The organism is Bradyrhizobium barranii subsp. apii (assembly GCF_011516635.5).
GTDB lineage: Bacteria > Pseudomonadota > Alphaproteobacteria > Rhizobiales > Xanthobacteraceae > Bradyrhizobium > Bradyrhizobium barranii.
This window is the reverse complement of record NZ_CP096255.1, coordinates 7,398,317-7,410,955: the sequence shown is the minus strand read 5'-3', so window position 1 is coordinate 7,410,955 and position 12,639 is coordinate 7,398,317. Positions and strand designations below refer to the sequence as shown.

At 64.2% G+C, this 12,639-nt stretch carries 15 protein-coding genes and 1 tRNA gene; 2 read left to right on the top strand and 14 right to left on the bottom strand.

Features of this window, described 5'->3' with window-relative positions; translation table 11 throughout:
- Positions 1-76 precede the first annotated feature (76 nt).
- Genes HAP41_RS35630 through HAP41_RS35620 form a run of 3 tightly spaced genes read right to left on the bottom strand, consistent with a single transcriptional unit; the run spans position 77 to position 1,467 of the window.
- Positions 77-454, bottom strand: coding sequence for a TIGR02301 family protein (locus HAP41_RS35630; RefSeq protein ID WP_166086529.1), 378 nt, complete (start codon positions 452-454; stop codon positions 77-79).
- A 47-nt stretch (positions 455-501) separates the two neighbouring features.
- The gene (locus HAP41_RS35625) at positions 502-936 is read right to left on the bottom strand and encodes an NUDIX hydrolase (RefSeq protein WP_166086546.1); all 435 of its coding nucleotides are present in this window, start codon (positions 934-936) and stop codon (positions 502-504) included.
- 30 nt (positions 937-966) lie between these two features.
- Positions 967-1,467 carry a hypothetical protein gene (locus HAP41_RS35620; protein WP_028152167.1) on the bottom strand — a complete coding sequence of 167 codons (501 nt, stop codon included), beginning with the start codon at positions 1,465-1,467 and terminating at the stop codon, positions 967-969.
- 63 nt (positions 1,468-1,530) lie between these two features.
- Here HAP41_RS35620 and HAP41_RS35615 point away from each other — a divergent pair, with 63 nt between their 5' ends.
- On the top strand, positions 1,531-2,286 hold the full coding sequence (locus HAP41_RS35615; protein WP_166086551.1) for an SOS response-associated peptidase: 756 nt from the start codon (positions 1,531-1,533) through the stop codon (positions 2,284-2,286).
- A gap of 108 nt (positions 2,287-2,394) precedes the next feature.
- Here the strand turns inward: HAP41_RS35615 and HAP41_RS35610 are convergent, their stop codons facing one another.
- The 6 genes from HAP41_RS35610 to HAP41_RS35585 form a co-directional block, all read right to left on the bottom strand.
- Positions 2,395-3,588, bottom strand: coding sequence for a CaiB/BaiF CoA transferase family protein (locus HAP41_RS35610; RefSeq protein ID WP_166086606.1), 1,194 nt, complete (start codon positions 3,586-3,588; stop codon positions 2,395-2,397).
- A 36-nt stretch (positions 3,589-3,624) separates the two neighbouring features.
- Entirely contained in the window at positions 3,625-4,554 is a 930-nt protein-coding gene (locus HAP41_RS35605) for a glycine/sarcosine/betaine reductase selenoprotein B family protein (protein WP_166086616.1), read from the bottom strand.
- 269 nt (positions 4,555-4,823) lie between these two features.
- Positions 4,824-5,405 carry an NUDIX hydrolase gene (locus HAP41_RS35600; protein ID WP_166086634.1) on the bottom strand — a complete coding sequence of 194 codons (582 nt, stop codon included), beginning with the start codon at positions 5,403-5,405 and terminating at the stop codon, positions 4,824-4,826.
- Positions 5,406-5,418: 13 nt separating this feature from the next.
- Positions 5,419-5,859 carry a GNAT family acetyltransferase gene (locus tag HAP41_RS35595; protein WP_166086639.1) on the bottom strand — a complete coding sequence of 147 codons (441 nt, stop codon included), beginning with the start codon at positions 5,857-5,859 and terminating at the stop codon, positions 5,419-5,421.
- The gene (locus HAP41_RS35590) at positions 5,856-7,283 is read right to left on the bottom strand and encodes an FAD-binding oxidoreductase (RefSeq protein ID WP_166086662.1); all 1,428 of its coding nucleotides are present in this window, start codon (positions 7,281-7,283) and stop codon (positions 5,856-5,858) included. Before HAP41_RS35590 ends, HAP41_RS35595 begins: the two co-directional genes overlap by 4 nt.
- Before the next feature lie 78 nt (positions 7,284-7,361).
- The gene (locus HAP41_RS35585; RefSeq protein ID WP_166086689.1) at positions 7,362-8,369 is read right to left on the bottom strand and encodes an L-threonylcarbamoyladenylate synthase; all 1,008 of its coding nucleotides are present in this window, start codon (positions 8,367-8,369) and stop codon (positions 7,362-7,364) included.
- A 50-nt stretch (positions 8,370-8,419) separates the two neighbouring features.
- Between HAP41_RS35585 and HAP41_RS35580 the strand changes: the two genes are divergently transcribed.
- A tRNA-Pro gene (locus HAP41_RS35580) sits at positions 8,420-8,496 on the top strand.
- A gap of 185 nt (positions 8,497-8,681) precedes the next feature.
- Here the strand turns inward: HAP41_RS35580 and HAP41_RS35575 are convergent.
- The 5 genes from HAP41_RS35575 to HAP41_RS35555 form a co-directional block, all read right to left on the bottom strand.
- Entirely contained in the window at positions 8,682-9,008 is a 327-nt protein-coding gene (locus tag HAP41_RS35575) for a hypothetical protein (RefSeq protein ID WP_166086699.1), read from the bottom strand.
- 202 nt (positions 9,009-9,210) lie between these two features.
- Positions 9,211-9,435: a hypothetical protein gene (locus tag HAP41_RS35570; protein WP_166086707.1), complete on the bottom strand. Its 225-nt coding sequence runs from the start codon at positions 9,433-9,435 to the stop codon at positions 9,211-9,213.
- A 211-nt stretch (positions 9,436-9,646) separates the two neighbouring features.
- Positions 9,647-9,907 carry a hypothetical protein gene (locus tag HAP41_RS35565; RefSeq protein WP_063984988.1) on the bottom strand — a complete coding sequence of 87 codons (261 nt, stop codon included), beginning with the start codon at positions 9,905-9,907 and terminating at the stop codon, positions 9,647-9,649.
- A 383-nt stretch (positions 9,908-10,290) separates the two neighbouring features.
- Positions 10,291-10,725 carry a YybH family protein gene (locus tag HAP41_RS35560; protein ID WP_166086713.1) on the bottom strand — a complete coding sequence of 145 codons (435 nt, stop codon included), beginning with the start codon at positions 10,723-10,725 and terminating at the stop codon, positions 10,291-10,293.
- Between the two features lie 899 nt (positions 10,726-11,624).
- A protein-coding gene (locus tag HAP41_RS35555) for an IS630 family transposase (protein WP_166063836.1) occupies positions 11,625-12,571 on the bottom strand; the annotation gives its coding sequence in 2 pieces (ribosomal slippage) (positions 11,625-12,232 and positions 12,232-12,571; 948 coding nt in all).
- Positions 12,572-12,639: the final 68 nt, after the last annotated feature.

The window sequence follows — 12,639 nt, the reverse complement described above, 5'->3', positions numbered from 1 at the left end:
CTCGCGTGAGCGCGACCTCACAGAACCCTCCAGATTCCGGGCTCTCGACTTCGTCGAGCCCCGGAACGACGGAGAGCTAGTTCGCGTAACGCGCCGTGAGATCGCGCGAGATCTTCGAGCCTTCCTCGATATAGCGCCGGATCGCCACCGTCGCGGCCGGTGTGCAGCTCCGATAGGTCTGCTGGAAGCCGTTATAGCCGCGGTTGAAGCCGGCGATCATGCGGGTGCGGCGCTCGCCTGAGGGGGTTTCGGCATCGATCAGCGCCTGCATCTCGCTGCGCCATTTGTTGCCCTCGTTGGACCCGCAGATGCCGCGCAGATAGTGCAGGCCGCCCAAAATCTCCGCCAGACGCTGCAAATCGGCGTCAAACGGCGCCGCCACGTCCTGGGCCTTCGTGGGCACGGAGGCGCAGGCGAGAATCAGGGCAAAAATGGCCAGAAATCGCGTGGACATCGGCGGGGTGTATGCCCCCTTGGGGCGGATGACGCAAGACGGGGCAGTCAGGGCCCGATCAGCCGGGCGGCCGACAGGATGACCTCCTCCAGCCCCCCGGTCAGCTTGAGGTCGCCGAGGCTCGCCAGGGCGTCGGGGGCGATCCAGCGGTAATCGTCGAGCTCGTCGTTGAGAGCCGGCTCCTTGGCCACCCAGCGGGCGGCAAAGGACATGATCAGGTAATGGCCGGCGCCGGCTGCGGCCGGCAACACCTCGCGCCAGCCGGCGAGGCCAATGATCTCGATGGCGAGCCCGGTCTCCTCGTCGACCTCGCGCGCCAGCGCCTGGTGCAGCGATTCGCCGAACTCGACCCGGCCGCCGGGCAGCGAATAGAACCCCTTGGCGGGCGAGCGGGCGCGGCGGGTCAGAAGTACCTTGCCGTCGCGGAAGATGGCGGCGCTGACCGCGATCTGGGGGTGGGTGGGCTGGATGACCGCAGACATATCTTCAACAACCCTTCAACAGCCCTTGGCTCAATTCGCCATGATGGTGTCGACGTCGGCTTCCGCGCCGCCATTGATGATGCCGCCGCAGGCCGCGATCAGCGGCTTGACCCAGAGCGTGGCCTGCTCGGCGAGGCGGACGCGGGTCGTGTCCTTCTCGACCTCGCGCATAGCCGAGCCGACCGCTGTCAGGATCGAGGTCATGGTATCAGTGATGTGGTCGAACTGGGCGCGCACGTTCGGATCGGCCTTCTCATAGGCTTCGATGGCCAGATCCCGTGCCTTGAAATTCGACGCGGTGAAATGCTCGGCATAGGACAGCGGCGACCAGGTCAAAAAATCTTCGGCGCATTCCGGCATGTCCGGGACCATTTCCAGGAGCATCACGGCTTCATTGAAATGGTTGAGATAGTCGGTGGCAAGCCCGGTTCGCGGGTTGATGTTGGCCACGCGCAGCCGCTCGGCCCAGGCGGCGGCCTCGGGGCCCGTCTGTACATGCGTCCGCGCGGGTTGGGAGGCCTTTGAGCTCATCTGCCGCAGTGTTAGCGTTCGGGGTTAAAACGACCTGAACGGACCCTATATAGATAGCCAAGGATGTGTGGACGCTTCGTCATAACTTCGGCCCCCGCGGCTTTACGGCAACTGTTCGGCTACATCGAGCAGCCGAATTTCCCGCCACGGTACAACGTCGCGCCGACACAACCGATTCCGGTCGTGCTGCTCGAGAACGGCGCGCGCCATTTCCGCTTGATGCGCTGGGGATTGTTGCCGAGCTGGGTCAAGGATCCCAAGGGATTTACGCTCCTGATCAACGCGCGCTCTGAGACGGTGCTGGAAAAGCCCGCCTTCAAGAACGCGATTCGGCGGCGCCGCGGCCTGATCCCGGCCGACGGTTATTATGAATGGAAGGCGGAGGGCGGCCGCAAGCAGCCCTTCTTCATCCACCGCGCCGACGGCGAGCCGCTCGGCTTTGCGGCGGTATTCGAGACCTGGGTCGGGCCGAACGGTGAGGAGCTCGACACCGTCGCGATCGTCACGGCGGCGGCGGGCGAGGATCTCGCCGCGCTGCATGACCGCGTGCCCGTCACCATCAGCCCGCGCGATTTCGAGCGCTGGCTCGACAGCCGCGGCGACGATGTCGACGCGGTGTTCCCGCTGATGTCCGCCCCGCGCATCGGTGAATTCGCCTGGCACCCGGTCTCCACCCGCGTCGCCAATGACGACGATCAGCTCGTGTTGCCGATCAGTGCGGATGAGATGGAGGCCGAGGCAGAGGCGGCGAAACCGAAGAAGGCGGCCCGGAAGGTTGCTGCTAGCTCGTCAGATGACGGGCAGGGGTCGTTGTTTTAGGCGGCGGTGCCGTAGGGTCGGCAAAGCGAAGCGTGCCCACCATCGTGTTTCAAGCAAGTGGATAGACGGTGGGCACGGCGCGTTGCGCCTTTGCCCACCCTACGCAATCTACACGATCTCTTTGGCTCTGAGCGCCGCAATCTCCGCCGCATCGAATCCCAGCTCACCCAGCACCGCATCCGTATCCGCACCCAATTCCGGCGCCATCCGGTCCAGCCGGCCGCCGCCATGGGCGAGCTTGAAGCCGCTGCCGGCAAAGCGCAGGCGGCCGTAGGGCGTATCCAGCTCCTGGATCGCGCCGCGGGCCTTGATTTGCGGATGATCGATGACCTCCTCGACCTTCCAGATGCTGGCGCACGGCGCGCCGGCATCTTCCAGGATTGTCTCCCACTCGCGCGCAGGCCTGGCCGCCAGCGCCTCCTCGATGATGGCGCGCAATGCGCTCTCGTTCTCGTTGCGCGCGAACCAGTCGGCGAAGCGCGGGTCTGACAGCGTGTCCTCGCGGCCGAGCGCGGACATCAGCGCGCGATACTGCTTCTCGTTGTTGACGGCGAGCAGGATGTGGCCGTCGCCGCATCTGAACAGATTTGCCGTGGTCCGGCGGCTCACCGCCTGGTTGCCCGACAGCTGCTGGCGATGGCCGGCGACCGACCAGTCCGCGATCTGCCCCGAGAGAAACGCCATCGTCGCCTCCAGCATCGAGACGTCAATGAGCTGTCCCTTGCCGGTGCGGTCGCGCTGATACAGCGCGCTCGACACGCCGAATGCGGCCGTGGCGCCCGAGAGCACATCGCACACCGCAAAGCCCGCGCGCGTCGGCCCCGTCTCGGGATGGCCCGTGATCGCCATGATGCCCGACAGCGCCTGCATCTTGCCGTCATAGCCGGGCCGCAGGCGGTCCGGGCCGGTCTGGCCGAAGCCGGACACGGCGCAATAGATCAGTTTTGGATTGATCGCCGACAGAGCCTCGTAGCCGATGCCGAGCTTGTCCATCACGCCCGGGCGAAAATTCTCCATGACGACGTCGACTTGCGCCACGAGCTTCTTCACGATCGCGATGGCGTCGGGCTTTTGCAAATCGAGCGTCAGGCTGCGCTTGTTGCCGTTGATGGCCTGGAACGCCGGCGCGAGCCCGCGCTCGGCCCATTCGCGGCTGAGCGGCGTGCGGCGCATGTCCTCGCCCTCCCGCCGCTCGACCTTGATGACATCTGCCCCGAGTAGCGCGAGCTGGTAGCTCGCATAGGGGCCGGCCAGCACTTGCGTGAAGTCCAGGATCTTCACGCCCTCGAACGGTCGCGTCACGTCGCTCTCCCCTTTGTTTGTTGTTGTCGGAGGACGTCAGGCGGCGCGGTTGCCGCGCGCGATCTCCTTCTGCTTGTCGAATTCGGCGCGGCGGCGCGCCAGCTCTTCAGGCGAGAGCTGTGCGACGTTGTTGTAGTCGAGCTTCCAGGAGGCGTCCTCGCTCCAGCGCAGCGGCGACTGCATCGTGGTCTGCGGACCGCTCGCGGTCTCCAGCAGTTTCAGCGCGAGCTCCAGCGTTTGCGCCTGCGAGGCGACGTCGTGCGGCTTGCCCGCGGAATTGCCGAGTGGGAAGTCCGAGAACAAGAAGCGCGGCACGGCGGCATGCTCGATGATGTCCTTGGCGCAGCCCATCACCACGGTCGGAATGCCGTTGGCCTCGAGATGCCGCGCCACCAGTGCGGTGGTCTGGTGGCAGACCGGGCAGTTCGGCACCAGCACGGCGACATCGACCTTGTCAGCGAGGCAGCGCGCCAGGATTTCTGGCGCGTCGGTGTCGAGCGTGACGCGATGGCTGCGGTTGGTCGGCGCGCCGAAGAAACGCTGGCTCACCTCGCCGATGCGGCCTGCGGCAGATGCCTTCAAGAGCTGCGGCAGCGGAAACCAGGTGCCGTTGTCGGTCGCCGTGGTGTGCTTGCGGTCGTAGCCGATGTGCGAGATGCGCAGATCGTGCTGCTTCGAGGTGTCGCCGTCATAGACCTGGTAGAATTTGGCGCCGCCATTGTACGCCGCGCCCGGCCCCTGATCGCCCTTGGTGGGATCGTAAGGTGCGGCCGTGGTGATGATCGTCACGCGCGATTGCGACAGCGGTTTCTTCAGAGGCTGGAACGGCGCCTCCGAGTAATGCGCCCAGCGATACGGCGTGGCGTAGCCGATCGCGGTGTAATAATCGCGCGTGCGCTGCATATAGGGGACGGGGGAGTCGTAGTCGGGCGCAAAGCCGAATTCGTCATCGCGCGAAGCGGACATGGGGCGCGTCTCCTGGTTCTTGGTTGGGACCAGACTAGAGATAGTTTTGGGGTAGCTCAACCGGGGCGGGGCGGCGCAGGGCAGAATTGCAGGCTTAGTGGAGCCGATTGCGCTGTCTTCCCCTCTCCCCTTGCGGGAGAGGGTGGCTCGCCGCGGAGCGGCGGGGTATCTCTCCGCGAGTCCGCTCTTTCTGAATTTGCGGACGCGTACCCCTCATCCGGCGCTTCGCGCCACCTTCTCCCACAGGGGGAGAAGGAAGAAAGCGTAACTCACCTGAAAATATGCAGCGCCGCGTATTGCAGCAGCATGATCGCCTTGGCGTCGATGATGCGGCCGTCCGCGATCATTGCCAAGGCCTCGTCGATCGAGAGCTCCAGCACCTCGATGTCCTCGCCTTCGTGCTCGAGGCCGCCGCCGTCGCTGACCCGCATCTCCGGCTCGTATTCGGCGACGAAGAAATGCAGCTTCTCGGTGATGGCGCCGGGGCTCATGAAGGCCTCGAACACTTTGTGGACGTGGTGCAGGCGATAGCCGGTCTCCTCCTCGGCCTCGGCGCGGATGCGCACCTCGGGGGAGGCATCGTCCAGCACGCCGGCGGCGGCTTCGATCAGGAGATCGTCGTAGCCGCGGATAAAGGCCGGCAGGCGGAACTGGCGTACCAGAATCACCGTACGCCGTGCGCGATTATACGGAAGCACGGCGGCGGCGTTGTCGCGCTCATAGGTTTCCCGGTGCTGCGTCTGCCACTCGCCATTGGCGCGCCGGTACTCGAACGTCGTGGTCTTCAGCGTGGTCCAGCCGTCCGAGAGCACGCGGACGTCCTTGATGCGGACGCGATCGGAAATGGTCATTGCTGTTTTCCAGCTACGTTGTGGAAGCGCGGCCGTCGAGCCACTTCTGGAACATCACCGAGGTCGATTCCTCGAGACCCAGCGACTGGTAGAACACATTGGCTTGCGCGTTCTCGCGGCGGACCAGCAGCTGCAGCTTCAAAATGCCGGCCTGCCGCAGCCAGTCCTCGGCAGCCGCCATGATGACGCGACCGAAACCGCGTTTGCGCCCATCAGGATCGACCGCGACGTAATAGACCCAGCCGCGATGGCCATCATGGCCGACCATGGCGGTGGCGACGATCGCGCCGCCATCGCGGCCGATCAGCACGGTCGAATTGTCGCGCCGCCGCGCCAGCGCGATGTCGGCATGCGGGTCGTTCCAGGGCCGCGTCAGGCCGCAGCGCTGCCACAGCGCGACGACGGGCTCGACATCGGCGTCGGTGATCGCATCGATCGTAAGTGAGACGCTCACAGCACCTTCCCCGGATTCATGATGCCCTGCGGATCCAGCATCGCCTTGATCGAGCGCATCAGCTCGATCGCGGTCTTGTCCTTCACCTCGGGCAGTTCGTCGCGCTTGAGCACGCCGATGCCGTGCTCGGCCGAGATCGAGCCGCCCATGCGCAGCACGATCTCGAACACGACCGCGTTCATCTCGTGCCAGCGCGCCAGGTAATCCGCGGTGTTGGCGCCGATGGGCTCGCTGACATTGTAATGCAGATTGCCGTCGCCGAGATGGCCGAACGGCACCGGCCGCGCGCCCGGGATCAGTTTCACGACGGCGGCATTGGCTTCGTCGATGAAGGCGGGCACGGCGGCGACCGGCACGGAGATGTCATGCTTGATCGAGCCGCCCTCCGGCTTCTGCGCCGACGACATCTCCTCGCGCAGCTTCCAGAAGCCGTTGCGCTGGGTGAGGTTGGCCGCGATCACGGCGTCGTCGACGATCTCGTCTTCCATGGCGCGCGTCAGGATCGTCTCCAGCGGCGTGCGGGCATCGTCGCTGGCTGCGGACAATTCCATCAGCACGTACCAGGGATGCTTATGCTCAAGCGGATCGCGCACGTCGATGCCGTGGCGGACCGAGAAGTCGACCGCCATCTCCGACAGCAGTTCGAAGCTCGTCAGCGCGTTCGCGGCTTCGCCTTGCGCGATGGTCAGCAGCTTCAGCGCCGCCGCCGGCGATTTCAGCCCGACGAACGCGGTCTCGACCGCCCGCGGCTTCGGAAACAGCTTGAGCGTGGCCGCGGTGATGATGCCGAGCGTGCCTTCCGCGCCGATGAAGAGGTTGTGCAGATTGTAGCCGGTGTTGTCCTTCTTCAGCTTCGACAACACGTTGAGCACGCGACCGTCGGCGAGCACCACCTCGAGCCCCAGCGCCATCTCGCGCGCGACGCCATAGGCGAGCGCGGCGGTGCCGCCGGCATTGGTCGAGAGATTGCCGCCGATGGTGCAGCTTCCTTCCGCGCCGAGCGAGAGCGGAAACAGCCGGTCCACGTCAGCCGCCTTCTGCTGCGCGACCTGGAGCACGACGCCGGCCTCGCAGGTCATGGTGTTGGAGGCGGTGTCGACCTCGCGGATCTTGTCGAGCCGGCGCAGCGACACCACCACTTCGCCGTTGTGCGGCGTCTGGCCGCCGACGAGCCCGGTGTTGCCGCCCTGCGGCACCAGCGCGATTCCGTGCGCGGAGGCGAGCTTGCAGATCGCCGAGACTTCCGCCGTCGAGCCCGGGCGCAGCACCAGCGGCGAGCGGCCGTGAAACAGGTTGCGCTCCTCGGTGACGTAAGCCTCGATGTCGGCCGCGCCGGTGATGGCATGGCGGTCGCCGACGATCTTGCGGAATTGTTCGATCAATTCGGGCGCAAGCGGCGGGGTGGCAGATTTATTGACGTTCATGCTCTTGTCTCTTCTTCGCTCTTATCTCTTGCGCATGATCTTATCGGAAAACCGCTGCACATTTTTCCGGATCATGCGCTATCGGGCGACCGCGGCCCGGCGCAGCCGGTCGTTGATGGCCTCGCCAAGTCCTTCTTCCGGCACCGCCATCACCGCGATCGCTCGCGGGCTCTTCGCATCGAGGGCGCGAAGATAGCCGAACAGATTGGTGGCGGCTTCATCGAGATCAGCCGCGGGCGACAAATTCATGACAGCGGCGGCGGCCTCCAGGCCCGGCAGGCGATCGGGGCCGAACGCCAGCAGCGCTTCGCCCGCGGCCACATCGCGCGCATTGAGCCGCACGCTGGCGCGCGGCGCGTAATGCGAGGCCAGCATGCCCGGCGCCAGCGGCTGGCTGTCGTCGCTCTCGGCCTCTACAGGTGGCCGCGCCAGCGGCGCGCCGAGCACGGCCTCGATCCGCTCGCGCGACAGCCCGCCGGGGCGGAGCAGCATCGGGGCGTCGAAACAGCCGACAATGGTCGATTCGACGCCGACCGTAACAGGCCCGCCGTCCACGATCAGGTCGATCCGTCCGGCAAGGTCGCTTTCGACATGGGCTGCCAGTGTCGGCGAGACATGGCCGGAGATGTTGGCCGACGGCGCCACCACGGCCCCCCCGAAGGCGTGCAGGATCGCCTCCGCCACCGGATGGGCGGGAATGCGGATCGCGACCGTGTCGAGCCCGGCGGTGGCCAACTCGGCCACCGGACAGTCGTCCGTCTTCGGCACCACCAGCGTCAGCGGCCCCGGCCAGAACGCTTCCGCAAGCCTCAACGCACGCGCGTCGAAACGCCCGATCCGGCGCGCGGCGGCGAGATCGGCGACATGGGCGATCAGCGGATTGAAGGCCGGCCGCCCCTTGGCGGCGTAAAGATGGGCGATCGCGGTGGCATTGGCGGCGTCCGCGCCGAGCCCGTAGACCGTCTCGGTCGGAAACGCGACCAGCCCGCCGGCGGCCAAAATCCGGGCGGCAGCTTCCGCGCCGGCCGCGCCGGCCGGTAAAATCAGCGTTTCAAGACCCGTTTTCACAGGGACAAAATTCCTCATGCCGGCCGCTTGCGGTGCGTCAAACCCGACGCTATAAGCCGCCTTCTTGTCGGAGTGTGGCTCAGCCCGGTAGAGCACTGCGTTCGGGACGCAGGGGTCGCAGGTTCGAATCCTGCCACTCCGACCATTCTTCCAAAAGTCGACGTTTTCCAGAGGCTTGGCGGACCGGCCGCTAGCGCCTCGGGAGCGCCTTTTTGCAACGATTTTCGGGGCGGGTCCACGGCCGATTTGGCCGGGCAGGGGCATCTGCCGCGGCGGCATGGCTCTACATTCGCCGGCCGATGGTCCGATGCTGGACAGTAGGTCAGTAGACTACCGCCGCGCCACCAACACGCCCACCAGGAACGCCACCATCAGTGCCGGCAGTGGCGCCTCGCGCACCATGCCGCGAACGATGTCCGGCCAGTGCTGGTCCGGGACGAGGCTTGGAGACCTGACTTCAGCCATCGGTGTCATCCCCCAGTCGGAGGCAAGTTCGCCGATCTCGCTCGAGGCCAAACGCACGCCGTCGCGGACACGGAAGATGGCGGCATCGGATCGCTCGCGCGGCGCGAGCGCCATCAGTGTCGCGACGGCGGTGCGCAACGTCATCTCGCCAAAACCTTGCAGCCTCACCGACTCCTCGGGATCGGACGTCATGCGAAATCCCTCACAGCGCGAAGTGGTGGGCGATGGTGAATGCCGCCGTCGCGCACAGGACCAGCGTGGACACCGCGCCGGCCACCCCGCGCGCGAGATGGGCTCGCGTCAGGTGCCTGGTCATGATTCTGCTCCATGCTCAGCATGGCAATGGCGTCGAGGAAGGTTGGTTCCTCGCACGTCGCTCGAATCGCCCGACGCTCTACTTCCGCAAGAGCTCGCTCAAGGCCGCCGTCGCCTCGGCGCAGCGGATGTCGTCGATCTCGCGCGACAGGCTGAGCGCGCCGGATCTCAGTTCTTCGAGCCTCCAGCTCTTCGGATGCTGGCTTTCGAGCTGACCGAGACGCTTGTTGAGGTCATCCAGTCTCGATTGGAGCTGCCCGATGCTGGCGGCCCCATTCACTTTCCAAACGCGCTGTGCACGCATCGTAGTTCCCCTGCTAGTCTCACGGCGTTGTGAGCGGGGTTCGTGGCTGGAATGGGAGTTTCTTTTGTCCGGCTTCAGACGGTGGGGAACCGTTGCAAAAGGGCAACGCGGGTTCCTGCGCGTTGACCGGCGCGGACAGGGCTATCGCCCATCGCCCGCGCCCTTCTGTAGATGCCGTCGCGTTACCTGGTCGGGCCCGGCACGATCGGCGTCAGGCGGCGCTCGGCCACTCGGTTGATCGCTTTTCGATGCGGCTTTCCAGGATCGCGATGCTCACCTGGAGATTGTCGCGCCGGGCTCTCAGGTTCTGCGCGAGCATCGGGTAGGCGAGATTGTTTGGATCGGAGATTCCGGCCCTCCGCTCTTCCTCCTGAATGTCGGCGTCGAGCATTTGCGTGCGCCAACGCAGATCGGAGATCAGGACGTGGAGCTGTGTCGGGATGGTCGCTTCGAAACGGGACGTCGATTGCATGGGATCGCCTCACTATGAAACAGACCCACTGCGGGTCTGAGGGATTGGCGGGCGAGCAGCAAGGAGAGTGCCAGCGCGTCGGCTGAGGGCGAAGGCCTGCCGGGCGGCCGAAGCGGTGACACTCTCCCCTTCGTCATTCCGGGGCGATGTGCAGTATTGAGCCCGGAATCCATCGGGCCGCAGTTGCGCGGCGACATGGGATCTCAGATGCGCAATTGCGCATCATAGCTCGCCGCTTCGCCGCGCTCCGGAATGACGGTGGCATGCCCGGGTGTTTCGCTTTGCTGTCAACCCAATCGCGCCAAATATTCCATTTTACCGAAATTCGGAAATGGCGTATGTGTAGCCCATCCCGGCTCATTCCGCTCGTAATGTTTGGCTGGCTATTCCCGAACGAAAATGTGGGACTTAACCTTCCATTCGCCGTTGGACTGGTGTTCGTAAAGCTTAACGGTGCTTCCGGACAGCTTGGTCGTTTCCTCGCCTTTGACCAAGGAAGCTTTGAAGCGGGAGGTCACGTATGCGTAGTTCCCGATTGGCAAAACCTCAACAAGTTCAAGCTTGTGATTTCTGACGCTCGTTCCCCTTTTGGCAAAGAAGTCGCATATCGCAGTCGCACCCGAAACGGGCGGTGCGCCGGGCGGGATTAGACTGGCATCGGTGGCATACATTGGCAGCAAGGCATCGAAATTTGGATCGTTGATCGCTGCATCCCATTGCGCATTGAGTTTCGTCATGTCCTCAGTGAGCGGGTCCGCCCGCGCATGGCCGATAGTGACGAACAACAGCACCAGCAGCAGCGATAAGCTTTTGCTCATGACTTTGCCCTCTTTGATCTGATCGTGTCCGCCAGTCGGGCGCGCCTATGCGACGCGCACGCTGGTGATCTGTGAATGGCTGGTTCTGAAGATCGCGCCTGCCAATGGCACCAAGGCTGCAATTTGAAGAGAAGCGGAGAGTTCGGCGTTTCTCCGTTTTGTGGGCAGCAGCTTCCGGCAAGCAAAGAGCGTGACGGTGAGGGGAGGCTACATGGTTCTCGGAATCATGCCTACGGTTGTTTTGGGTCAGAAAGCCAGCGAATGTCGGCCCCGAACGCGGCATCGTCGATGGCTCGCACCGTGTCGTGGTGATGACGTGATGTCCGCAATGGCTGGCGGCGACCGTCGAAGGATGGGCGGTCCCTCCGCAATCGGTCGTCAGGGTTCTTCAGAGGGCAAAAAGAAACGCGGGGACCGCGCCACCGCACCTATTGAGAATATCTGGTGCGAGAAAATGCGTGGTTGCAGTTGCAGGGGACGCCGGAACGTTCGCTATGCGCCGATAGCGAGCAGCGAGCGCTTTGCAGCGAAATGACGCGATGGGCCCAAAGGCGACACTCAAGAAAAGCCGCCAAGCGAGGCGGACCTAGACCGGCGTCTCCCGGCGGACTGGCGGTAAGAGTGCCAACGCAATGTAGGGGAGTGGATAAAACAATCCGCCCCAGATGAACCAGGCGGCCCTAGAGCGTCCCCTCTGTTCGGCATAGTTCGCAGTATAGTGCCCGCACGCAGAGATGAGGCTGAGATAAAGGATTGCAGCAACAATTAACGGAAACATGGGCCGGCTCCGATCACTGCTACGAATAAACATAAGGGATTTGGGTCACGGGGCAATACACGCCCTCGTCAACGAATGAGTTCAAGACCGCATGGCAAGGTCCGGTTAGAGCGTTTTCCGATCACGTTGCGTCGTAACCAGCCGCGACGAGATAATTTTGACATTCCTCGGGTGAGAAGCGTTTGAGAGCGTTGGCGATTGCTTGCCAGAGATCGGGCATGGTGCGGGCTGCGGCGGTCCGCAACAGCGCTTTCAGTTTGGAGAAGGCCATTTCAATCGGGTTGAAGTCTGGACTGTAGGGCGGAAGATAGAGCAGGCTAGCTCCGACCGCCTGGATGGCCTCTCGAACGCCATGGACCTTGTGAGCGGGCAAGTTGTCCATGATAACGGTATCGCCCGGCCGCAGCGATGGGGCGAGCAATTGCTCGACGTAGGCCAGGAAAGCGTCGCCATCCATTGGACCGTCCAGAACAAGCGGCGCGATCAGACCGTCGGAGCGCAATCCAGCGGTGAACGTCGTCGTCTTCCAATGTCCGTGTGGGATAGCTGCACGACATCGCTCGCCGCGTGGCGAGCGCCCGTAACGCCGCGCCATTTTGGTGTTGGCGCTGGTTTCGTCGATGAAGACGAGACGCTCAGGGTCAAGGTCGATTTGCCCTTCGAACCACTCCTCACGTGCGGCATTTATATCGCCGCGCCGTTGCTCGGCGGCGTGCGCTGTCTTTTTTTAAGTGTGATCTTTCTGCGCTGGAAAAAACGCCAGAGCGACGCGATGCCAGTCGATATTCCACGACGTTTCAACAGTTCTCGCAACTCGGCAAGCGTGATATCCGGCCTCGCTGTCACCGCCTCCAGAATCAATTGCGAATGCGCTTCGATGCGCTGCGATTTGCGGTCACCGCCCTGGCGTTTAGGAACGATGTCGCCAACTTTCTTGAGGCGACCGCGCCAGCGGATTGCACTGGCCGCGCTGACACCAAAGCGCTCAGCAGCCTGTCGACAGGACATGCCACCGTCAATCGCGGCTACCACCCTTTGGCGAAGATCAACCGAAAGCGCCCTGGCCATACATGCTGGCCTCCCTCGCCAGCATGCAGCTTGAATCTGACTCGCGCCGTTTTGGGAATCTGGAGGGT